The following is a 21,243-nucleotide window of genomic DNA, read 5'->3' on the forward strand; positions in this document are numbered from 1 at the left end:
ACGTTCCCCCGTCAGTCGGCGGAGCTGTTCAGCCCGACCGCCGCTTCGAATCCGGACCAGTTTTCCCCGGGACGCTCCAATCGGTCACTAATGAACGACGAACTCCGTGAACGGGTCGAGACGGAGGCCGAGAAGCACGCCCTCGTCAACGCGGTCAAGCACGGCAGCGACGCCGACGTGGGCGCGATCATGGGGCCACTGATGGGTGAGAACCCCGACTTTCGCGAGCACGGCGACGAGATCCCGGGCGTGGTCGGCGGCGTGGTCTCGCGGGTGAACGGGCTCGACGAGAGCGAGCGCCGCGACCGCCTCGCCGAACTCGCGCCCGACCGCCTCGAAGAGTTGGAGAGCGAGGACGAGGAAGACGACACCGTCCTGCCAGACCTCCCGAACGCCGAGGATACCGACGATGTTCGGATGCGCCTCGCCCCGAACCCCAACGGCCCGTGGCACATCGGCCACGCCCGGATGCCCGCGGTCATCGGCACCTACGCCGAGGAGTACGACGGCGAGTTCATCGTCCGGTTCGACGACACAGACCCCGAGACGAAGCGACCGCTGCTGTGGGCCTACGACGAGATCCTCGACGAGGTCGAGTACCTCGGGTTCGAGCCTGCGGAGGTGTACAAGGCCAGCGACCGACTCGAAACCTACTACGACCACGCGCGCGACCTCATCGAGAAGGGCGGGGCGTACACCTGCTCGTGTTCGGGCGAGACGTTCTCGGAGCTGAAGAACGACGCCGAGCCGTGCCCGCACCGAGACAAGGACCCCGAGACGACGCTCTCGGAGTTCGAAGCGATGGTCGACGGCGAGTACGAGTCCGGTGAGAAGGTCCTGCGCGTGAAGACCGACATCGAGCACAAGAACCCCGCGCTCCGGGACTGGGTCGCGTTCCGCATCATCGACACGCCCCATCCGCGTGAGGCGGCCGATCAGTACCGGTGCTGGCCCATGCTCGACTTCCAGTCGGGCGTCGACGACCACCTCACCGGCGTCACCCACATCATCCGGGGCATCGACCTCCAGGACTCGGCCAAGCGCCAGCAGTTCGTCTACGACTACTTCGACTGGGAGTACCCCGAAGTGGTCCACTGGGGCCACGTACAGGTCGACGAGTACGACGTGAAGATGTCGACCTCGACCATCCGGGAACTCATCGAAGCGGGCGAACTCGACGGCTGGGACGACCCGCGCGCGCCGACGATTCCGAGCGTCCGCCGGCGAGGAATCCGCGGCGAAGCGCTCGTCGACGCGATGGTCCAGCTCGGCACCTCCACGAGCAACGTCGACCTCGCGATGAGTTCGGTGTACGCCAACAACCGCGAACTGATCGACGACGGGGCCGACCGCTACTTCTTCGTGCGCGAGCCCCACGAGGACTTCACCGTGACGGGTAACGCGCCGGACGCCGCCCATCCGCCGGTCCACCCCGACCACGAGGAGCGCGGGACGCGGGACATCGACCCCGGCAGCCGCGTCCGCATCGAGGAGGCCGACGTGCCCGAGGACGGCGAGCGCATCTGGCTCAAGGGCTTCGGCTGCTTCCGCAGAGACGGCACCAAACTCGACTACGCGGGCGACGACATCACCGCGGTCCGCGAGGAGGGCGTGGACGTGATCCACTGGGTGCCCGCCGACTCGGCCACGCTGACCCAGATGCGGAAGAAGGAGGGTGACGTGGTGGGTTACGCCGAACCGGGCTTCCGCGAGGCCGAGCCGGACGAGATGGTGCAGTTCGAGCGCGTCGGCTTCGCGCGGGTCGACCGTCAGGAGGCCGACGACGAGACGGTGGTGTACTTCGCGCACAAGTAGTCCGCGTTTCTCGTTGGCCGGTGCTTCCTCCGCGTTTCGGTGTTCCCTCGCTGGTGGTGCAGATCGCGCTCGGTGGACCATCCACCACAACGCGCTCGGTGCCACTTTCACCGAGATTTCACTTGGTGACACCAGCCACCGGGTGGGACTGAAAGGGGCCGCCCGCTCGCGTTCACTGTAGTCGTCTCAGCGGCCCCTATCCGAGGGGAACGCAGTGAGCCGAGGATATGTCGCTGAGCGACCGCGAGCGGGCGGGGGCTTTCGGAAACGAACACGCCTCGGAACCTCGGCCCTCGTACCCACGAACCCAGAACTCGACCTCCCACGGTGCTCACTGGGCTGAATCCGAAAATCGGAGTCCTCCCCTCAATTACTCCCCGAAGCCGAGAAACGACGAACCGACAAGGGTTTCTCCGGGACGACCGACCACGTGAACATGACAGGCGAAGTCGAAGATCGGCTCGCGGTGGCCGAGCGCGCCGCGCGGGCGGGCGGTGAGGTCGCGGCTCGGAACTTCCGGCAGGGGATCGAAGTCGAGACCAAGTCCGAGAAGACCGACGTCGTGACCGAGGCCGACCGGGCGGCCCAGCGGCGAGTCATCGAGGTCGTCCGCGAGGAGTACCTCGAAGACGCCATCGTCGGGGAGGAGGAGGACGAACTCAAGGAGGTTCCCGACCGCGGCGACGCGTGGGTGATCGACCCTATCGACGGGACGAATAACTACGTCCGATCGATCCCCGTCTGGACGACCAGCGTGGCCGCGGTGCGGGACGGCGAACCCGTCGCGGCAGTCAACCACTGCCCCGCGCTCGGGGACACCTACGTCGCGGCACAGGACGGAGCCGACCACATTCACCGAAACGGCGAACCGGTGTCGGTCAGTGACCGCACCGACCCCGAGCGATTCGCGGTCACGCCCACCATCTGGTGGGGGTTCGACCGGCGCGACGAGTACGGCGCGATCTGCACGGAGCTGGTCGAGCGATTCGCCGACATCCGGCGGTTCGGGTCCGCGCAGGTCACGCTCGGCATGGTCGCGGCGGGCTCGCTGGAGGGGACGATGACGAACGTCGACCCGAACCCGTGGGACACCGTGGCTGGCGTCCACATGGTCCGGCAGGCCGGCGGAACCGTGACCGACCGCCACGGCGACCGCTGGCGTCACGACAGCGAGAGCCTCGTGGCCTCGAACGGCGAGGCCCACGACGAACTGCTGGCGGCGCTGGAGAACGTCGACTGAAAAATGATACGTTGCCGAGAGGAGAACAGAATAACTCCGTTCCGTCGAGTGGAATTGTAAGGATATATAGTATGAAAGAATCTGGTGTAAGGCATGGAACTCGATGATACCGACCGAGCGATCCTCGAAGCGCTGCAGCAGGACGCGAGAACGCCGTTCAGCGAGATCGCGCGCCGCATCGACATGTCGAGCGCGACGGTCCACGACCGCGTGAACCGGATGGAGGAAGCTGGCGTCATCGAAGGCTATCACGCGAAGGTCGACCCCAAAGCGCTCGACTACGGCATCTCGGCCGTCGTGGGTCTACAGGTCGAGCAGGGCCAGGAGCAGGACACCCTCGACCGACTCGAGAGCATCCCGGGCGTCCAGCAGGTCCACCTCACGACCGGCTCGTGGGACGTGCTGATGCGCGTGTACGCCGAGGACGCCGACCGACTCCGCGAGCTCATGTTCGAGAACATCGCCCAGATGGAGGGCTTCGCCCGCTCGCAGACCATGGTCGTTCTCGGCACGCCGTACGAGAGCGAGGAGCTGCCCATCGACGCGACCGAGAAGTGACCTGTCTCGCGCGACGACCTTCGGGTACCGACTTCCGTGACGACGGCCGTCAGTCACGCGGAGCGCTTGCTGTCTCGAACGCCAGTACCGGTGTGCTACCCCACCGGGACGCGCCAACCAACCGCGACGCGACCGTCGCGAGACCGGAACCGTAAAACCGTCAGCTTTCCCCTTGGCAAACATGAGCACCGCAACGGAGGACATCGACACGGAACGCCTGTGGGGCGGCACGGTTACGGCCCTCCTCGCCGCGCTCGTGGGCGGCGCACTCGCGTTCCCCGAGCGAGTGTACTACGGCTTCATCTGGCACTACTTCTGGGGGCCGGTGGAGGCCGACGCCAAGAGCGCGGTGTGTGCCGCGTACGACGGCGGCTCCGTCTCGTACCTCTACGACAGCGGGGCCTGCGCCGCGGCGGCCGAACCGGTCGCCTATCCCGGGTACACGCTGGTCTCGGAGGTCGGCTACGCGCTCACGATGCTGCTCGCGCTCATCGGGGTCGTCTTCCTGCTCAAGCGACTCGACATCGGGCGCGACCGGACCCTGTTCTACGCGCTGTTCCCGTACATGCTGCTCGGCGGGGCGCTCCGCGTGGTCGAGGACGCGTTCGACGGGCTCTCGGCCGCGGAGGCCGCCATCTCGTTCCCGTGGAACACCCTCATCATCAGCCCGGTCATCTACTTCACGATGTTCGGGATCACCCTCGTCGCGCTGGTGGGGAGCGTCGGACTCGCCGATCGCGAGTTCATGCCCGACTACCAGTACGCCGTCGCGGGCGTCGGTTCCGCTCTACTCGCGATTTCGGTCGGCTACCTCGGGTTCCTCGCGGCCACCACCGAGTACGTCGAGTTCTACCCCCAGATCACCGCGGTCGTCCTCGGCGGAGCTACCCTCGTGACGTGGCTCGCCTGGATCGGTATCGGCCGCTACGCCCCCGAGATCAACGCGGGGACTCGCCGGATGGGGATCGTCGTGCTCTGGGCCCACTCGGTCGACGGCGTCGCGAACGTCGTCGGCATCGACTGGGCGAAGGAGCTCGGTCTCCCGCAGGACCTCGTTCCCAAGCATCCGGTCAACGCCGCGCTCATCGAAGTCGGCGAGCTGTTCCCCGAGACGATACAGCACTTCCTCGGCACCGCGTGGCCGTTCCTCGTCGTGAAGGTCGCGGCCGCGACGTTCGTCATCTGGGTGTTCGACGAGCAGATCTTCGACGAGAGCCCGCGCTACGCCATCCTGTTGCTCGTCGCCATCGTCGCGGTCGGTCTCGGCCCCGGTACACGGGACATGCTCCGGGCGACGTTCGGCGTGTAGAATCGACCGCCGAAGTTCAGGCTTTTTCTGCGGCGTTCAGGGGTATCCGCCGGCCGAAGTGCACCGCCCCCGACCGAAATTCACAGCCGACAGCCGAAGTTCACGTCTGCCGGCCGAATCCGTCCCCACCGACTCGCTCCAGCGTAGCTTCCGGCACGTACCGACCGCCGCAGTTCGGGCACTCCGCGACCTCGACCGATTCACTCACCGGGAACGCCAGCGCCTCCGGCGGAACTTCGCGCCGCGCGAGCGACCCGCCGCAGTTCGCACAGCCGAGGTCGTACTCGGAAGTCACGCACACACCCCACAGTACTGCCTAATAGACCGTGACATACGGTAGCAAGTAGGTCGGGGTTCGGCATAAAACCTCGCTCGGTCGACGGAGAGAAGACTGAAATGAACGCGACCCCGCCTCGCCCGTTCAGTCCGCCGGCGGACAACCAGCGTCCGCCGGGCCTGTGCTCGCATCCGCTCGCACAGATGCCAGGGGTGGCCGACTGGTTCACCAGTCGAACCTGAGAGGATGAGCAGCAGTCTCTGAACAACACTGACGGGCGAGGGAGCGATGTTCGGACACCGCAAACCGACTCGGTGGCTTTAGGCACCTCCGGTGGCTACCCCGAGTCAAGATGACCGACTCGCGCCGTTCCGGGGATGCCGACAGGGACTCCCACGCGCCGAAGAGGGACCCCGACGCGCTGCTCCGACGGGCTGGCGTCCGCGGGAACCCCGACAGGGACCAGCACTTCCTCGTGGACGACCGGGTGCTCGACAGGCTGCCGGGGTACGCGAAAAGCGAGGCCCAACGGGCCTCGGATAGTCGAGCGGCAGCGCCGCGAGACGACGCCGACCTCTCGCACGTCCTCGAAATCGGGCCCGGAACCGGCGCGCTGACCGACCGCCTGCTCGCGGTCGGCGACCACGTGACCGCGATCGAGCGCGACCCGGACCTCGCGGCGTTCCTCCGCGAGGAGTTCGCCGACGAGATCGCCGCGGACCGCCTGACCGTCGTCGAGGGTGACGCGCTCGACGTCGACCTCCCCGACTTTACGGCCTCCATCTCGAACCTGCCGTACGGCGTCTCAAGCGAGATCGCGTTCCGGCTGCTCCCCCGGAAGCGCCCGACCGTGCTCATGTTCCAACGGGAGTTCGCCGAGCGGATGGCCGCCGAGCCGGGGACCGACGACTACGGCCGGCTCTCGGTGAGCGCCCAGCACTACGCCGACGTGGAGGTGGTCGAACCGGTGCCGAAGGAGGCGTTCTCGCCGCCGCCCGCGGTCGAGAGCGCGGTGGTCCGGACCGTCCCGCGCGACCCCGACTACGAGGTCGACGACGAGGAGTTCTTCCTCGGGTTCGTGAAAGCCGTGTTCACCCAGCGGCGCAAGACCATTCGGAACGCCATCCGGAACACCGCCCACATCTCCGGGCTGGCGGACGCCGACGCCGCGGTCGACGCCATCGCGGCGGGAGAGACGCCCCTCGACCCGGACGTGCTAGGCAAACGCGCTGGCAACGTCGCCCCCGAGACGTTCGCGGCGCTGGCGAGCGCGGCGGCAGAGTACGGCGGAGGTGTGAATCGGTGATCGGCGAGATCCTCGCCGTGCTCGCCTCCATCGTGGACCGGCTCGCGGGGTTCACCGAGACCGACCTACGGCTCGCCGTGACGGCGTTCGTCGTCCTCCTCGGGGCGGGAAGCGTCGTCGTCGCTCGCCGAGTGCGACTTCGCCTTCGCGAGCGGTTCCACGACAACGTCGCGGACGTGGCGTACACCGCTACGGTCGGCCTCGTTCTGACGGCCGGGGTGCTCGCGCTTCTCGTCCTCTGGGGCGTCGGTGACGACGTGTCGCAGGTGCTGGCTGAGTTCAGCGGCCCGATTAGCAAGGGGGTCACGGTCGCGCTCGCGCTGAGCGTCCTCGGAATCGCGTACGTCGCGAACGGGGTCGTCAAGCGCGCCATCGACAGGTTCGCCGACGACCACGACACCATCACGGAACACCAGAGCGAGATCGTCTACCGGGTCTGCCAGCTGACGGTGTACGTCGCGGCCGTCGCGGTCATCCTCGGGATGTGGGACGTCGACCTCAGCGGCCTGCTCGTCGGCGCGGGGTTCCTCGGCATCGTGGTCGGGATGGCCGCCCGCCAGACGCTCGGGTCGCTGCTCGCGGGGTTCGTGTTGATGTTCTCCCGGCCGTTCGAGATCGGCGACTGGGTGCAGATCGACGACGAGGAGGGAATCGTGACCGACATCTCCATCGTCAACACCCGCATCCAGACGTTCGACGGCGAGTACGTGATGATCCCCAACGACATCGTGAGCGGGCGCAAGATCGTCAACAAGAGCCGGAAGGGGCGTCTCCGCCTCGAAATAGAGGTGGGCGTCGACTACGAGTCGGACGTCGAGCGCGCCGCCGAGGTCGCCAAGGCCGCGACCAAGGACCTCGACGAGATCATGAAGGTGCCGACCCCGAAGGTCGTGCTCAAGGAGTTCGGCGACTCCGCGGTGACGCTGGGCCTCCGGGTGTGGATCGACAAGCCGAGCGCCCGTCGACAGTGGCGGGCCCGCACCGCGGTCATCGGATCGGTCAAGGCCGCATTCGACAGCGAAGGCATCAAGATCCCCTTCCCGCAGCGCGAACTCACCGGCCGCGAGGAGTCGGGCGGTTTCCACCTCACCGAGGAGTCGGCCGCGCCCGCGCCGACGGGTGACGGGCCGCGCTCGAAGAGCGAGGGGGTTGGCGAAGGTGGTAGCGACGGGATTAGCGAGGAGGTCGTCGAAGAGTGACCGATCTCGCAGACCGCCGGGACGCCGAAACGGCGGTGTACCAGCCCGCGGAGGACTCCGGCCTGCTCGCCGACGCCGCGATAGCGGACATGAAACGGGACTCCGTCGAACTCGCGCTGGAGGTCGGCACCGGGTCGGGCTACGTCGCCGACCGCGTCGCCGAGGAGACCGGCGCGCGCGTGCTTGGGTCGGACGTGAACCCCCACGCCTGCGCGCAGGCCCGCGAGCGCGGCGTCGAAGCCGTCAGGGCCGACCTCGTCACGCCGTTCCGCGATGGGGTCTTCGACGCGGTGCTGTTCAACCCGCCCTATCTGCCGACCGACCCCGAAGTCGAGCGCGACGACTGGATGGAGGTCGCGCTCTCGGGCGGCGAGGACGGACTCGCGGTCGTGGAGCCGTTCCTCGACGCGGTCGGTCGGGTGCTGACGCCCGAGGGGGTCGTCTACCTGCTGGTCAGCAGCCTCGCGGATGTCGACGAAGTAGTCGAGCGCGCGGCCGCTCGGGGATTCTCGGCGGTCGCGCTCCGCGACGAGTCGTTCCCGTTCGAGACGCTGACCGTGCTGAAACTCGTCCGCTAGCGGCCTGTCGCTACATCTCGGGGTTCCATCACTCGATTTCGTGGGGTGTGACACCACACCGCCATGAATGCGAGTAATTTCCTAAGAAGAAAATATTAAGCCTCAGCATTCCGTAGGTCGTGACACATGACCGAGCGCATCGCGACGACGCCGGGGGTCTACCCGCTCCCGGACTGGGCGAAGGGGGACCTCGCCGACCTGAAAGGCCATCAGAAGCACGACCTCGTCGACGGCGACGAGGGCGAGGAGACCACGGCCGTGTACGAGGAGGCTCGTGCCGAGGTACTCGACCGCCAGCAGAACGCGGGTCTCGACCGCGTCGTGGAGGGCCAGCTCCGTTGGGACGACATGCTGGCCCACCCGCTGGCGGTCCACGATTCGGTCGAGACGCGGGGCATCGTCCGGTACTACGACAACAACAACTTCTACCGTGAGCCCGTCGTGACCGGCGACCTCGCGTTCGACGGCGACGTGGCGACCGAACTCGACGCCGCGAGCGAACTGGTGGACGACGCCGACGAGCTTCAGGCGGTCGTCCCCGGGCCGTACTCGCTCGCGGACCTCGCCACCGACGAGTACTACGGCGACGACGACGCGTTCCTCGACGCCATCGCGGAGTTCCTCGCGGGCGAAGTCGAGGCGTTCCCCGAGGTCGAGACGCTGTTCGTCCTCGAACCCTCGCTAGTGGAGAACCCGCCCGCGGACGGCGAGGACGAGCGCGCCAGCGAAGCCATCGACACCGTTGCGAGCGCTGCTGTCGCGGAGACTGACGTCGTCGTCCACACCTACTGGGGCGCGCTGGACGAGAAGGTCCACGCTCACCTGCTCGACGCCGACTTCGATGCGCTGGGGTACGACTTCGTGGCGAACCACGAGGACAACCTCTACAACATCAACGAGTACGGCACCAAGGAGTCCATCGCGGCCGGGGTCGTCGACGGGCAGAACACGCTGGTCGAGGACGCCGGGCAGATCGCCGAGCGCGCCGACTGGCTGGAGGAGAACACGCCCGCGGCCGACTTCGAGTCGATCTACCTGACGACGAACACCGAGCTGTTCTACCTACCGTACTCGACGTTCGAGCAGAAGCTCGCCGCGCTGGGTGAGGCCACCGAGATCGCGGAGGTGAAAGCGTGAGTCGGAATCGCGAGCAGTTCCGACCCGAAGGACACCCGAACGACCACTTCCTGCTGACGACGGTAGTCGGCTCGTATCCGAAGCCGAAGTGGGTCGACCGGGCTCGGGATCTGTACGAGGACGACGAGGCAGATTTCGACGACGCGGCGTGGCAGGAGGCCAAGGACGACGCCGCGCGGCTCATCACCGGGGAGCACGAGCGAGCCGGCCTCGACGTGGTGGTCGACGGCGAGATGCGACGCAACGAGATGGTCGAGTACTTCGCCCACCGCATCGACGGCTACGAGTTCAACGGGCCAGTGAAGGTGTGGGGTCACAACACCTTCGACAAGCCGTCGGTCGTCTCGGACGTCGAATACGACGAGACGTGGCTGGTCGACGAGTACGAGTTCACCGCGAGTGTGACGGACCGACCGGTCAAGGTACCCATCACGGGGCCGTACACGCTGGCGAACTGGAGCTTCAACGAGGCGTACGACGACACCGAGTCGCTGTCCCACGACCTCGCGGATCTGGTCAACACCGAGGTCGAGAAGCTGGTCGAGGCCGGCGCGCGCTACGTCCAGATCGACGAGCCCGCGCTGGCGACCACACCCGACGACCACGCTATCGTGGGCGACTGTCTGGAGCGCATCGCGGACGGGATTCCCGAGGACGTTCGCATCGGGCTCCACGTCTGCTACGGCGACTACTCGCGCATCTACCCGGAGATCCTGGAATTCCCGGTCGACGAGTTCGACCTCGAACTCGCGAACGGCGACTACGACCAGCTCGACGTGTTCACGGAGCCGGAGTTCACCGCGGACCTCGCGCTCGGCGTGGTCGACGCCCACGACGCCGACGTGGAGTCGGTCGAGCAAATCAAGACGAACATTCGGAAGGGCCTCGAAGTCGTGCCGCCCGAGCAGTTGACGGTCAGCCCGGACTGCGGCGTGAAGCTCCTCCCGCGCGAGGTGGCCTACGAGAAGATGGCGAACCTCGTGCGCGCCGCCCGCGAGGTCGAGCAGGAACTGGACGCAGGCGAGATCGAGGTCGACCGGTCGGCCGCGACCGCCGACGACTGACCGGACGAAATCCCAGTACTGGCGCTCGTCGGAAGGGCTGACAGGCGGCGCGCTAACTCGCAACCGAAACGCTGCGCGCCGCACAACCGCGGACGCGTTCCGGCCCTGCTCACGTCACGGGCCGGTTTCGTCCCGCTCTCGTATTTGAATCTTTGCGTGAAGTTCCGGTAGAGTTCAAATAAGTGCAACTAACTCCCCGTTTCGAGCAGTGAATCGATCCACAATCCTGGCGGACTGAAAGGGCGAGGGCGGTTCGGCGAACCCCGACGACACAAGCACTGCAGCGACCGCAGGGAGCGGAGTGCGCAGCGAGTCGCGGGAGCCGAACCGCCCGAGGGCTTTCGAGGATTTCTCGAAGTTCGACTGGCTTATCTAAACGCGACCTACTGCTTGAGCCTCGGAGATACCGCACAGCAACTGCACCGCGACCGCGAGAGCCTCTCAGCCCTCCCCAGCCTCGCCGACCGCATGAAAGCGGTCGGCTCCCTCGCGCGCTAGGGCGCGGCGCGCGAACGCGCCGCGCCCAAACGCGCGCCGGGCAGAAGGGTAAATCATCGCGCGCCCGCTGAAGGACGACCCGCGCGCAGAGGGAGAACGACGAGACAGCGATACGGGGATGGTCAGTCACTGTCGAAAGATCGGAAAACCCGCCAGTCCGAGAATCCCGCTGTTCGTCTCGATTCGTAATTACTCGCCCGGTCCGAACGAAACGGGTTTTCCGTTCCCGGCCCGTACTCCCGGCAAATGGCCGAGGTTCCGTTCCATTACATCGACCTGCGGGCGTTCTGCTACGCGACCGAGGACGACAAGCGCGTCGAGGACGCGCTCCGCACGTTCCTCCCCGAGGAGTTCGAGATCGAGCGCGCCGAGAGCGAGGGCCACTTCGGCAATCGCATTTTGGTGCTGTCCGCCCGAGTCGAGAACGCCGACGAGATGCGCCACGTGCTCTCGCAGGTGGCCGAACTCCCGGACGTCGACCGGTTGGTAGACGAACTCGACGAGCGCGTCGACGACAACTGCTCGCTGTTCCTCCGGTTCGACAAGCAGGCGGCCACCCGCGGCGAAGTCGCGCTCGGCGACGGCATCACCTTCCGCGCGAAGGTCGAGGCCTACCCCTCGAAGAAGCCGAAGGCGGTCGAGAACGCCCGCGAGGCGCTGTCGGGACTCTGAGCGTCGCACGGCTCTGAAACTGCTTCGTCGCCGACGAAAACGAGACAGGTCAATTCCGAAGCCGGATCGGTTCTGGAGGACTTGGGCCGGTCAGTGGGCGGTGAAGCCGTCGATTACCTCGTCGCAGTCCGGACACGCGACCATCTCCGAGCCGGTGGACTTGCCGCCGAGCGGGTCGCCGTTGCGCTGCACCTGAGAACTCGTTCGTCGATCCAGATCTGAACCGCAATGTGGACATTCTATCATAGCTCTCACCGGACGTTCCGTGACAACAGCTATCATTACCCGCACTACACGCATATACTTTGTGCTCTAAAATATTATTTCCTACACGATTGCCCCGAGTAGAGTTCTGGGGCGTCTCGAAATCGTTGCCGCTGGCCCCTCACGACCCTGGAAGGATGTCCCCGAGAGCGGCTCCGAGCGACATCGCCGCGAACGTCACCGATATCTGGCAGAGCGCCAGCCACGGGTCGGCCCAGTCGACGCGGCCCCAGACCGTCATCAGGACCCCGGCGGTCGCGAACGAGATGGTCAGTACGCCCGCGAGCCTGCGGGGGATCACGCCGAACAGCGGCTCGTGGATCTCGACCTGCTGGATCTCGGCGACGTACAGCACGCCGATGACGATTCCGACCGCGCCGAGAATCGTCGCGACGAACGCCAGCGGATGCGCGGCGAGGAACTCCCCGATTTCGAGGGTGCCGCCCTCCACGAGCATCGGCACGCCAAACACCACGCTGCCCACCAGCGCCTCCGCGGCGTCGTGGCGGTCGAATCCCCGGATGACCCGCCCGAACGCGCCGGGGGTCTGGACCCGGCGCGCCACCCGGATGGTCTCGCGGACCTGCTCGCGCTCCTCGGGGTCGTCGACGGTCTCCTCGAGTTCTTCGAGTTCGTCGAGCAGGTCGTCCATCTCGTGGTCGGGGTTCGAGGAGCCGCCCGACCGCTCGGCCCTCGACCCGCGTCCGCGCTCGCTCATGCGTGGCGACTCACGCCCACCGGACAAAAATTGCAAGGTCGCGAACACCGACGTCCTAATCGATACGGCCCCAATCGCCGAGGTCGCAAACCCCAAGGCCGCCGGGTGTGGTACTCGAAGTATGCCGGGAGCAATCGTCACCGGATCGTCGCGGGGTATCGGCCGGGCAATCGCCGAGCGGTTCGCGCGCGACGGCTACGACGTCGCGGTCAACTACGTCGAGAGCGCACAGCGGGCGCGCGCGGTCGCCGACGCCATCGAGCGCGAGACCGACGCCGAGGCGCTCGCGGTCCGCGCGGACGTTGGCGACCCCGACGACGCGGCCGACCTCGTCGACGCCGCGGTCGAGTCGTTCGGGAGCCTCGCCCACGTGGTGAACAACGCTGGGATCGACCAGCACGTGTACACCGAGGACCTCTCGCCCGCGGACTTCGACCGGGTGATGGACACCAACGTCAACGGCGCGTTCAACGTGACCAAGGCAGCCCTCTCCCACCTCGAAGAATCCGAGGGGGGTGACGCGCCGACGCCCTCGGTCACGAACGTCTCCTCTATCCTCGCGTACACCGGTGCGCCCGTCGAGTGCCACTACGCGGCCTCGAAGGCGGGACTGCTCGGGCTGACCAAGAGCCACGCGGGCGACTTCGCGCCCGATATCAGGGTCAACGCGGTCGCGCCGGGTCACGTCGAGACGGACATGACCGCCGACAGGTCCGAGGCGGAGAAGCGCGAGGAGTTGGCCGACATTCCGGTCAGCCGGTACGGCCAGCCCGCCGACATCGCGGAAGCGGTCGCGTACCTCCGCGACGCTGGGTTCGTCACCGGCGAGACGCTGAACGTCAACGGCGGCGAACTGATGCGGTGAACTGATACCGAGAATCGGCGACTCACAGACTGGAGTTACAGGCCGGGCCTCACAGACCGAGGTCGTCGGGTCGCACGCCGAGTTCGACTTCGACCGTCTGGCGAGAGCCATCGCGGAGGATGTCGAACTCGACCACGTCGCCCGGCCGGGTCTGGAGCGCGAGGTAGCTCCCGAGGTCCTCGGTCGTCGGCAGCCGCGTGCCGTCGATGGCCAGCAGCACGTCGCCGCCCACGGGCATTCGCGTGCCGTCGACCAACTCCGTCTCGCTCGGCCTGAGTACGTCCGCGGCGGGGCCGTCGGACGCGACGCTCGTCACCAGCAGGCCGCGCGCCTCGGTCATGTCGTTTGCGTCCGCGAGTGCGAGCGTGACGTTGGCGAAGGCGACGCCGACGAAGGCGTGGCGGAACTCGCCGTCCTCGATGAGGTCGGGCACGACGCGCTGGGTGAGCGCGGCCGAGATACCGAACCCGATGTTGTCGCCGCCGCCCGAATTAATGACGGCGGCGACCCGCCCGTCGAGCGTCATCAGGGGACCGCCGCTGTTGCCGGGATTGACCGCGGCGTCGGTCTGGATGGCGTCCGGGATGCGGTAGCCGGTGAGCGCCGGAATCGAGCGGTCGACCCCCGAGACGATTCCGGTCGTGGCCGACCCGTCGAGGTCGTAGGGGTTGCCGATGGCGACGACCTCCTGTCCCACCACGGGGTCGGACTCGACGAACGGCAGGGGCGTGGCCGACGACGGGACCTCCTCTACCGCGACTGCCGCGAGGTCGCTGTGGGGGTCCGAGCCGACAACCTCGCCCGAACTCCACTGGCCCTCGCTGAACCGCACGTCGGTCGCGGTCGCCTCGCCGACGACGTGGGCGTTCGTGACTACGTGGCCGTCGTCGAACACAAAACCCGTTCCCTGCCCGCCGTCGGTCCGGACCAACACGACGGAGTCGATGGTCTCGCGGTACACCTGCGTGTAGACGCTCTCGGAGCCGGACGCTTGGCCCTCGGAACCGGTGCTCTCGGCCGCGAGTCCGGCCTCGTCCGGTCCCTCGTCGGTCGGCACCTGCGCGCCACAGCCTGCGAGGCCAGCCGCGAGGGCGGTCCCGCCGAGTTGGAGGAAGCGCCGCCTGCTCGGCGTCGAATCGGTCATGTTTCCGGAGTAGGACCGACCGCCCAAGAACCTTTACCTGCGCTGTTGATCGAATCGCCTATCTCCCCGCCCGCTCCGAGTCGGTCACTTCCCCTGCCACTCGGGTTCGCGATCTTCGAGGAACGCGTCGATACCCTCGTTCTTGTCCTCGGCGGCGAACAGTTGGGCGAACAGCTCGGCCTCGTACTCGATGCCCGCGTCGAGGTCCATCCGGCTGGACGCCTTCACGGCCTTCTTGGCGTACTCCAGCGCGAGCGGGCTCTTCTCGGCCATGGATTCGGCGAGGTCGTAGACGCGATCCTCGAACTCCTCGTCCGGGTGGACCTCGTCCACGAGGCCGATGTCACAGGCTTCGGTCGCGTCGACGAGTTCCCCCGAGAGGATCATCTTCATCGCCTGCCCCTCGCCGACGAGTCGGGGGAGGCGCTGGGTGCCGCCGCCGCCAGGCACGATTCCGAGATTGATCTCGGGCTGGCCGAGCTTCGCGCCCTCGCGGGCGATGCGCGTGTCGCAGGCCTGCGCGAGCTCGCACCCGCCGCCGAGCGCGTGACCGTTGATGGCCGCGATGACCGGCTGGCGGAGGTCGTCGACGTACTCGTACACCCGGGGGCGCTCGCTCGCCTCGCGCTGCTCGAACGGGCCGCGCTCGCGGAGTTCGGTCACGTCCGCGCCCGCGACGAACGCGCCCGACTCCGCCGAGCCGGTGAGCACGACCACGCGGGCGTCGCTGGCCTCTATCGCGTCGAGCACGTCCTTGAGTTCGGCCCGAAGCTGGGCGTTCAGCGCGTTCCTGGCGTCGGGTCGCGACAGCGTGACGGTGACGACGCCCTCGACGCGGTCGCCGATCCCGACGTCGACCGTCTCGCACTCGGCCGCGACCGCCTCGGGGCTTCCGACGGACCGCCCGTCGTTTCCGACCGAGACTTCCTCGTCGTCGCCCGTCATCGCTCGTCACCCCAGTTGCCGCTCGTACCCACGATCTCGCCGTCCTCCCAGACGTAGAACCCCTCCCCGGTCTTCTTGCCGAGCTTCCCGGCCCGAACTTTCCGGCGGAGGATCTGGGGTGGTCGGAAGCGCTCGCCGAGTTCCTCGCGGAGGTGTTCGAGGATGTCGAGGCGCACGTCGAGCCCGACCACGTCGCCGAGTTCGATGGGACCCATCGGGTGGTTGTAGCCGAGTTCCATCGACCGGTCGACGTCCCGCGGGCTGGCGACCCCCGTCTCGACCATCCGCATCGCCTCGACGCCGAGCGCGACGCCGAGCCGCGAGGACGCAAACCCCGCGGTGTCCCGGATCTCGATGGCGGTCTTGCCCACGTCCGCCACGAAGTCGGTGGCGAAGGCCACGGTCTCCTCGCTGGTCTGTTCGGCCACTACGACCTCCACGAGTTCCATGATGTGGACCGGATTGAAGAAGTGCAGGCCGATGCCCCGGCCGGGGTCGTCGAGCGCCGAGACGATCTCGGTCACGGGCAGCGACGAGGTGTTCGACGCGATGACGGCCTCGCTCGGAGCGGCCGCCGCCACGTCCTCGAACGTCTGCTTCTTGAGGGCCACGTCCTCGGGCACCGCCTCGACCACGAGGTCGGCGTCGGCGACCGCCTCGGCGAAGTCGGTCGTGCCCGAGATGCGGTCGAGCGCGGCTGCCATCTCCTCGGCAGTGACCTTGTCGCGGTCGACGCCGCCCTGTAGGTTCCCCTCGATGGCGTCGATGCCGTCCGCGACGATCTCCCCGTCGATGTCGCGGATAGTGACCTCGTGGCCGGCCATCGCCGACACCTGCGCGATGCCGTGGCCCATCGTTCCGGCTCCGAGCACTGCGACTCGCAAGTCGTTCATAACAGGTAGAACGGCGTCGGGCGCGCGGTTAAGCGTTTATCTCTCGCGGAAGCGGAACGAATTCGGCTCGGGCGCTTACCAATCGTACCTCCGTGCGCTTCTTTCGATTCCGAACCCGGTGCGCGCTCATCTGACCTTCCGGCCCGGCGCGCGCTGCGCGGCGTCTCGGCGAGTGCCGCGAGCCGAGGCTCGTGGGAGCTGTGCTCCCACGGCGCTCTCGTGCGCCGCGCAAAGCGTGCGAGGGACGAGGACCGCAAGCCGGAGCGAAGCGGAGGCTGAGGACCGCAGGAGGTTGGGGAGGTTCGAGGCCCGCGGTCGCTGTGCGGTCGCGGTGCGGTGTCTCCGATGCCTCGGCAGTAGCTAGCTTTGACCTACTTCTAGGCTCGATCAGTAGCTACCCTGAACAAACTTCAGTGAACAGCAGTCGAACTCCTGAAGCAAGCTGCGAATTAAATACAGGAATCACCGCGACAGCGAAACACGGCACAGCAGCTCCGAAGTCACCCTCCGTCACTCCGTCCCCTGCGGTCGAACCTTGAACCCGTACCGCGTCACGCCCTCCTGCGTGTAGATGCGCCGCATCGTCGCCGCCACGCGGTCGCCGATTTCGACCGACTGGGGGTCCGCCGAGACGACCTGCGCGGGGACGCTTGCAGACTCACCATCAGGACCATCTAGCGCCACAACCACGACCGCAAAATCCCCGGATTGAGCCTGCTGTTCGGCGAACTCCGGGGGCGCGCCGCCCTGTGAGATGACCGTGGCGGCCTCCACGGTCCCGGTCCCCGGTAGCTGCACCTCCTCGTACGACTCGACCAGCGACTTGCAGGCGTTGCACGCGCCCTCCGGCGGGAAGTTGAGGTCGCCGCATTCGGGACATCTCCCGGCGAGCAGCCGGTGGCGCTGGTCGAGGGTGCGCTTCCACGACGGGACGCTGACGTACGCGCCGCCGCCCTCGGGCGGTCCCGAGGTGAGTTCCCCGCGCTTGCGGAGGTACTCGGCGTAGCCGACCCGCTCGGCGTCTTCGCCACCGAGCGCGAGCGCGGCGGCGACGGCGTCGCCGCCGCGCTCGCGCTCGTTCTCCACGACGAAGGCGTCCGCGCCCCCGCCGCTGCCGAACGACGCTGCGAGGATTCGTTCGTCGTCCTGTTCTAACGCCTTCGCCAGACTCAACGGAACGCTGGCCGCACCAGTGTCGCCCAACTCGTGGACCGTCGCACAGCGCTGGATGGTCTCGGCGTCGACGCCGAGCGCACCCGCCGCGCGGTAGTGGAGTTTGCCGTCCGGGGCCTGCACCGCGGCTGCGTCGACCTCGGAAACGTCTGCGTCCAACTGCTCGACCGCGCCGGCCAGCGTCTCCGTGAACGCCTGTCGCTCGTAACCAGTCGCGCCCAGTCCCTCGACCGTCTCCTCTCCAGTCCGGCGGAAGCGCGTGCCGGGGAACGCCTCGGCGTACTCGGCCCGGGCCGCGACCTCGGCTGCGCCCGACCCCGAGAGGACGAACGCTGCCGCGCCCGCTCCGGCGGCGTGGTCCTCGGAGCTGTCGGGGTCGCCTCGCGGGCAGTCGGCAGCGACGACGAGGCCGACTCGGTCGACCTCGTCGTCGCCGCCGTCCGACCCATCCGCCCACGGTCCGGCTGCGAGCGCGGCGTCGATGGCTCGCGTTCCGGCGCGCGTGCTCCCGGTGAAGACGTGGCGAGTCGCGTCCGCCGGGACGGCCAACATGCCGCCGAGACGGGCGGTCAGGTCCTCCTCGGCGAGCGGCGGGGTCGTCGAGGCGAACGCCAGAAACGACACGTCCGCGCCTGCGCGCCCGGCCGCGTCGAGTGCGCGCACGGCGGCCTCGTACCCCATCGTCAGCGCGTCCTCGTCGGCGTCCGGCACCGCCTTGGCGTTCACCCCGGCGGCGTGGAATCGACCCCACGCACGCTCGAACTCTTCGGCGGAGACGCGGAATCGCGGCGCGTACGCGCCGACGGCCTCGATTTTTGGTTTTTCTGCGCTCATGCATCCACCTCCTGTTCCCTTTCGAGAACATGAACCACGGCCGCACCCCCGCTCCCGCCGACGTTGTGGGTCAGCCCCCGGGTCGCGCCCTCGACCTGTCGGTCGCCCGCATCGCCTGAAAGCTGTTTGAACGCCTCGACGACCTGTCCGGCACCGGTCGCGCCGATTGGGTGGCCCTTCGACTTGAGGCCGCCGGAGGTGTTGACCGGCAGGTCGCCGTCGAGCGCCGTGTGGCCCGATTCCGCGAGTTCGCCACCCTCTCCGGGTTCGCAGAAGCCCAGATCCTCGTAGGCCAGGATCTCCGCGATGGAGAAACAGTCGTGGACCTCCGCGAAGTCGAGATCGTCGGGTGCGACTCCGGCTCGCTGGTAGGCCGTTTCGGCCGCGCGCTGGGAGGCCTCGATGCCGGTGTAGCTGTCGCGCTGGAACAGTCCCACCGCGTCGCTGGCCGCGCCGACCCCCGCGATGCGAATGGGGTCGTCGGTGTACTCGCCGACCACGTCCTCGCTCGCGACGACGGCGACCGCGGCCCCGTCGCTGGTCGGACAGCAGTGGTAGAGCGTGAGCGGGTCGGCGACGGTCTGTGCCGACTCGGCGTCGTCCAGCGAGCACTCGAACCCCAACTGGGCGTGGGGATTGTTCGCGCCGTTCCGGTGGTTCTTCACCGCGACGTGCGAGAGCTGCTCGCTCGTGGTACCGTACTCGGCCATGTGTGCGTCGGCCATCTGGGCGTACACGCCCGCGAACGTGGTGCCGGACAGTCGCTCCCACTCGGTCTCGCCGGAGACGCCGAGCCAGTACTTCGTCGCGTCGCCGGACATGTCGGTCATGATCTCGACGCCGCCCGCCAGCACCACGTCGGCCATCCCGGAGCGGACGGCCTGCACGGCCTGCCGGACGGCGTACCCCGACGCTGCGCAGGCGTTCTCGACCCGAGTCGTGGGGATGCCGTGGAGGCCGACGTGCTCGGTGGCGGCGGGGCCGGACAGGCCCAACTGGCGACCGCCGACGCCGAGGGTGCCGACGACCGCCTCCTCGACGTCGTCGGGGTCGAGGCCCGCGGGCACGGACTCGCGGGCCCGCTCGAACGCGGTGCGGAACAGCGACCGGTAGCTCTCGTCGGGGAACGACCCGAAGTCGGTCTGGGCCGCGCCCACGAGGTAAGCGTCGCGCATGGACGACGGTTGCTCGCCTGCCGGGAAATAATTGCCGCGTCCGGTCGGGAGCGCGTCGGGAGGTCGGTGGGGGAACGTTCTCGGCGTGTCGTCGTTGGTTGCTACTGCGACCGAGGCTGGAATCGCAATCGCCTCAACCACCGCAACCGCACCGGCAACTGCGACCGCGACCGTACCAGCAACCGCAACCCCGACCACACCAACAACCCCAACTGCTTCCGATTCAGTACCGTATCCTTCGGTGGCCAAACAGTTTAGGCGCACTCGTCCGAACTACCAGTCGACATGGCCTACAGCGACATCGAAACGGCCAGCCGCGAGGACCTCCGCGAGTTACAGGACGACCGACTCGCCGAGACCGTCGAGTACGCCTACGAGAACGTGGATTTCTACCGCGAGGCGCTCGACGAGGCCGGCGTCTCGCCGGACGACGTCGACTCGGTCGACGACCTCGCCGAACTCCCGTTCACGACCAAGGAGGACTTCCGCGACGAGTACCCCGACGGCCTGTTCGCGGTCGACCACGAGGACGTGCGGCGAATCCACGCCTCCTCGGGCACCACCGGAAAGCCCAAGATCGTCGCCTACACCGAGGACGACCTGGGCGTCTGGAAGGAGGTGATGGCCCGGTCGCTCCACGCCGCTGGCGTCCGGCCGGGCGACACGGTCCAGAACGCGTACGGCTACGGGCTGTTCACCGGCGGGCTGGGCTTCCACGACGGCGTCGAGGAACTCGGCGCGACCGTCATCCCGACCGGCGGCGGCAACACCGCACGCCAGCTCGACATGCTCCGAGATCTGGACAGCGACGCGCTGGCCTGCACGCCCTCCTACTGCCTCTACCTCGCGGAGGCCGCCGACGAGCGGATGATGGACGTGCGCGAACTCCCGCTCTCGCGAGTCGTCATCGGCGCGGAGCCGTTCACCGACCCGATGCGCGAGGAGATCGAGCGCGCGCTCGGGGTCACCGCGGTCGACGTGTACGGCCTCTCGGAGATCATCGGCCCCGGCGTCTCCATCGAGTGCGAGGAGGCCCAGGACGGGCTCCACGTCTGGGAGGACCACTTCTACCCGGAGGTCGTCGACCCGCAGACCGGCGAGCCCCTGCCGGAGGGCGAGGAGGGCGAACTCGTCCTCACCTCGCTCACGAAGGAGGCGCTCCCGGTCCTGCGCTACCGCACGGGCGACATCACCTCGCTGAACTACGAGAAGTGCGACTGCGGTCGCACCGCGGTCCGGATGGACAACGTGACGGGCCGGACCGACGACCTGCTCATCGTCCGCGGCGTCAACGTCTACCCGAGCCAGATCGAGGAGGTGATGCTCGATCTGGGCGACGTGGCTCCCCACTACCGCATCGACCTCTACCGCGAGGACACCCTCGACACCATGGAGATCACGGTCGAGCACCACGAGGACTTCCGCGGGACGCCCGACGATCTCCGCGAGGAGATCGAGTCGGAACTCCGCGACGTGCTCGAAGTCAGGCCCGACGAGGTGGAGGTGGTCGAACCCGGCGAGATCGAGCGCACCGAGGTCGGGAAGGTCAAGCGCGTGTTCGACCATCGGTGAGGCGGCG

General features: G+C 67.8%; 19 protein-coding genes. 12 read left to right on the plus strand and 7 right to left on the minus strand.

Annotated elements, in window-relative coordinates; all coding sequences use genetic code 11:
* Positions 1 to 90 precede the first annotated feature (90 nt).
* From DPQ64_RS10700 to DPQ64_RS10715, 4 genes are all read left to right on the plus strand, one after another.
* Positions 91 to 1,815, plus strand: a complete 1,725-nt coding sequence (locus DPQ64_RS10700) for a glutamate--tRNA ligase (protein ID WP_115864338.1) — start codon at positions 91 to 93, stop codon at positions 1,813 to 1,815.
* Positions 1,816 to 2,251: 436 nt separating this feature from the next.
* On the plus strand, positions 2,252 to 3,055 hold the full coding sequence (locus DPQ64_RS10705; protein WP_115864339.1) for an inositol monophosphatase family protein: 804 nt from the start codon (positions 2,252 to 2,254) through the stop codon (positions 3,053 to 3,055).
* 93 nt (positions 3,056 to 3,148) lie between these two features.
* Positions 3,149 to 3,613, plus strand: a complete 465-nt coding sequence (locus DPQ64_RS10710; RefSeq protein ID WP_115864340.1) for an Lrp/AsnC family transcriptional regulator — start codon at positions 3,149 to 3,151, stop codon at positions 3,611 to 3,613.
* Positions 3,614 to 3,794: 181 nt separating this feature from the next.
* Positions 3,795 to 4,922 (plus strand): DUF63 family protein, encoded by a 1,128-nt coding sequence (locus DPQ64_RS10715; protein WP_115864341.1) that lies wholly within the window; start codon positions 3,795 to 3,797, stop codon positions 4,920 to 4,922.
* 100 nt (positions 4,923 to 5,022) lie between these two features.
* Here the strand turns inward: DPQ64_RS10715 and DPQ64_RS10720 are convergent, their stop codons facing one another.
* The gene (locus DPQ64_RS10720; RefSeq protein WP_115864342.1) at positions 5,023 to 5,217 is read right to left on the minus strand and encodes a zf-TFIIB domain-containing protein; all 195 of its coding nucleotides are present in this window, start codon (positions 5,215 to 5,217) and stop codon (positions 5,023 to 5,025) included.
* 334 nt (positions 5,218 to 5,551) lie between these two features.
* Here DPQ64_RS10720 and DPQ64_RS10725 point away from each other — a divergent pair, with 334 nt between their 5' ends.
* The 6 genes from DPQ64_RS10725 to DPQ64_RS10750 all read left to right on the plus strand — a co-directional run bounded on the left by DPQ64_RS10725 (position 5,552) and on the right by DPQ64_RS10750 (position 11,653).
* Entirely contained in the window at positions 5,552 to 6,505 is a 954-nt protein-coding gene (locus tag DPQ64_RS10725; protein ID WP_115864343.1) for a 16S ribosomal RNA methyltransferase A, read from the plus strand.
* A complete protein-coding gene (locus tag DPQ64_RS10730) occupies positions 6,502 to 7,704 on the plus strand; it encodes a mechanosensitive ion channel family protein (RefSeq protein ID WP_115864344.1) in 1,203 nt (400 codons plus the stop codon). Before DPQ64_RS10725 ends, DPQ64_RS10730 begins: the two co-directional genes overlap by 4 nt.
* A complete protein-coding gene (locus DPQ64_RS10735; RefSeq protein ID WP_115864345.1) occupies positions 7,701 to 8,282 on the plus strand; it encodes a HemK2/MTQ2 family protein methyltransferase in 582 nt (193 codons plus the stop codon). The genes DPQ64_RS10730 and DPQ64_RS10735 overlap by 4 nt, the downstream gene beginning before the upstream one ends.
* A 126-nt stretch (positions 8,283 to 8,408) precedes the next feature.
* A complete protein-coding gene (locus tag DPQ64_RS10740) occupies positions 8,409 to 9,419 on the plus strand; it encodes a 5-methyltetrahydropteroyltriglutamate--homocysteine methyltransferase (protein WP_115864346.1) in 1,011 nt (336 codons plus the stop codon).
* Positions 9,416 to 10,483, plus strand: a complete 1,068-nt coding sequence (locus DPQ64_RS10745; RefSeq protein WP_115864347.1) for a methionine synthase — start codon at positions 9,416 to 9,418, stop codon at positions 10,481 to 10,483. Before DPQ64_RS10740 ends, DPQ64_RS10745 begins: the two co-directional genes overlap by 4 nt.
* Before the next feature lie 744 nt (positions 10,484 to 11,227).
* Positions 11,228 to 11,653, plus strand: a complete 426-nt coding sequence (locus tag DPQ64_RS10750; protein ID WP_115864348.1) for an RNA-binding protein — start codon at positions 11,228 to 11,230, stop codon at positions 11,651 to 11,653.
* Between the two features lie 385 nt (positions 11,654 to 12,038).
* Here the strand turns inward: DPQ64_RS10750 and DPQ64_RS10755 are convergent, their stop codons facing one another.
* Positions 12,039 to 12,635: a DUF2391 domain-containing protein gene (locus DPQ64_RS10755; protein WP_232820558.1), complete on the minus strand. Its 597-nt coding sequence runs from the start codon at positions 12,633 to 12,635 to the stop codon at positions 12,039 to 12,041.
* Positions 12,636 to 12,756: 121 nt separating this feature from the next.
* Between DPQ64_RS10755 and DPQ64_RS10760 the strand changes: the two genes are divergently transcribed.
* On the plus strand, positions 12,757 to 13,500 hold the full coding sequence (locus DPQ64_RS10760; protein ID WP_115864349.1) for an SDR family oxidoreductase: 744 nt from the start codon (positions 12,757 to 12,759) through the stop codon (positions 13,498 to 13,500).
* 49 nt (positions 13,501 to 13,549) lie between these two features.
* On the opposite strand, the gene DPQ64_RS10765 is transcribed toward DPQ64_RS10760, so the two are convergent.
* The 5 genes from DPQ64_RS10765 to DPQ64_RS10785 all read right to left on the minus strand — a co-directional run bounded on the left by DPQ64_RS10765 (position 13,550) and on the right by DPQ64_RS10785 (position 19,664).
* Positions 13,550 to 14,644 carry a S1C family serine protease gene (locus DPQ64_RS10765; RefSeq protein WP_115864350.1) on the minus strand — a complete coding sequence of 365 codons (1,095 nt, stop codon included), beginning with the start codon at positions 14,642 to 14,644 and terminating at the stop codon, positions 13,550 to 13,552.
* An 84-nt stretch (positions 14,645 to 14,728) separates the two neighbouring features.
* The gene (locus tag DPQ64_RS10770) at positions 14,729 to 15,589 is read right to left on the minus strand and encodes an enoyl-CoA hydratase/isomerase family protein (RefSeq protein ID WP_115864351.1); all 861 of its coding nucleotides are present in this window, start codon (positions 15,587 to 15,589) and stop codon (positions 14,729 to 14,731) included.
* Complete coding sequence (locus tag DPQ64_RS10775) at positions 15,586 to 16,473, minus strand: 3-hydroxyacyl-CoA dehydrogenase family protein (RefSeq protein ID WP_115864392.1); 888 nt, start codon at positions 16,471 to 16,473, stop codon at positions 15,586 to 15,588. Before DPQ64_RS10775 ends, DPQ64_RS10770 begins: the two co-directional genes overlap by 4 nt.
* A gap of 519 nt (positions 16,474 to 16,992) precedes the next feature.
* Positions 16,993 to 18,489: an OB-fold domain-containing protein gene (locus DPQ64_RS10780; protein WP_115864352.1), complete on the minus strand. Its 1,497-nt coding sequence runs from the start codon at positions 18,487 to 18,489 to the stop codon at positions 16,993 to 16,995.
* Positions 18,486 to 19,664, minus strand: a complete 1,179-nt coding sequence (locus DPQ64_RS10785; RefSeq protein WP_115864353.1) for a thiolase domain-containing protein — start codon at positions 19,662 to 19,664, stop codon at positions 18,486 to 18,488. The genes DPQ64_RS10780 and DPQ64_RS10785 overlap by 4 nt, the downstream gene beginning before the upstream one ends.
* 285 nt (positions 19,665 to 19,949) lie before the next feature.
* On the opposite strand from DPQ64_RS10785, the gene paaK reads away from it, so the two are divergent.
* Positions 19,950 to 21,236, plus strand: coding sequence for a phenylacetate--CoA ligase PaaK (paaK, locus tag DPQ64_RS10790; protein WP_115864354.1), 1,287 nt, complete (start codon positions 19,950 to 19,952; stop codon positions 21,234 to 21,236).
* Positions 21,237 to 21,243: the final 7 nt, after the last annotated feature.

The sequence above is a fragment of the Halorussus litoreus genome (assembly GCF_003382685.1).
GTDB classification, from domain to species: domain Archaea; phylum Halobacteriota; class Halobacteria; order Halobacteriales; family Haladaptataceae; genus Halorussus; species Halorussus litoreus.

What these genes read in the sequence shown, in the direction of transcription:
- DPQ64_RS10700 (WP_115864338.1), top strand. Translation starts at nt 91, where the DNA reads ATGAACGACGAACTCCGTGAACGGGTCGAGACGGAGGCCGAGAAGCAC.
- DPQ64_RS10705 (WP_115864339.1), top strand. Translation starts at nt 2,252, where the DNA reads ATGACAGGCGAAGTCGAAGATCGGCTCGCGGTGGCCGAGCGCGCCGCG.
- DPQ64_RS10710 (WP_115864340.1), top strand. Translation starts at nt 3,149, where the DNA reads ATGGAACTCGATGATACCGACCGAGCGATCCTCGAAGCGCTGCAGCAG.
- DPQ64_RS10715 (WP_115864341.1), top strand. Translation starts at nt 3,795, where the DNA reads ATGAGCACCGCAACGGAGGACATCGACACGGAACGCCTGTGGGGCGGC.
- DPQ64_RS10725 (WP_115864343.1), top strand. Translation starts at nt 5,552, where the DNA reads ATGACCGACTCGCGCCGTTCCGGGGATGCCGACAGGGACTCCCACGCG.
- DPQ64_RS10740 (WP_115864346.1), top strand. Translation starts at nt 8,409, where the DNA reads ATGACCGAGCGCATCGCGACGACGCCGGGGGTCTACCCGCTCCCGGAC.
- DPQ64_RS10750 (WP_115864348.1), top strand. Translation starts at nt 11,228, where the DNA reads ATGGCCGAGGTTCCGTTCCATTACATCGACCTGCGGGCGTTCTGCTAC.
- DPQ64_RS10755 (WP_232820558.1), bottom strand. Translation starts at nt 12,635, where the DNA reads ATGAGCGAGCGCGGACGCGGGTCGAGGGCCGAGCGGTCGGGCGGCTCC.
- DPQ64_RS10760 (WP_115864349.1), top strand. Translation starts at nt 12,757, where the DNA reads ATGCCGGGAGCAATCGTCACCGGATCGTCGCGGGGTATCGGCCGGGCA.
- DPQ64_RS10765 (WP_115864350.1), bottom strand. Translation starts at nt 14,644, where the DNA reads ATGACCGATTCGACGCCGAGCAGGCGGCGCTTCCTCCAACTCGGCGGG.
- DPQ64_RS10770 (WP_115864351.1), bottom strand. Translation starts at nt 15,589, where the DNA reads ATGACGGGCGACGACGAGGAAGTCTCGGTCGGAAACGACGGGCGGTCC.
- DPQ64_RS10780 (WP_115864352.1), bottom strand. Translation starts at nt 18,489, where the DNA reads ATGAGCGCAGAAAAACCAAAAATCGAGGCCGTCGGCGCGTACGCGCCG.
- DPQ64_RS10785 (WP_115864353.1), bottom strand. Translation starts at nt 19,664, where the DNA reads ATGCGCGACGCTTACCTCGTGGGCGCGGCCCAGACCGACTTCGGGTCG.
- paaK (WP_115864354.1), top strand. Translation starts at nt 19,950, where the DNA reads ATGGCCTACAGCGACATCGAAACGGCCAGCCGCGAGGACCTCCGCGAG.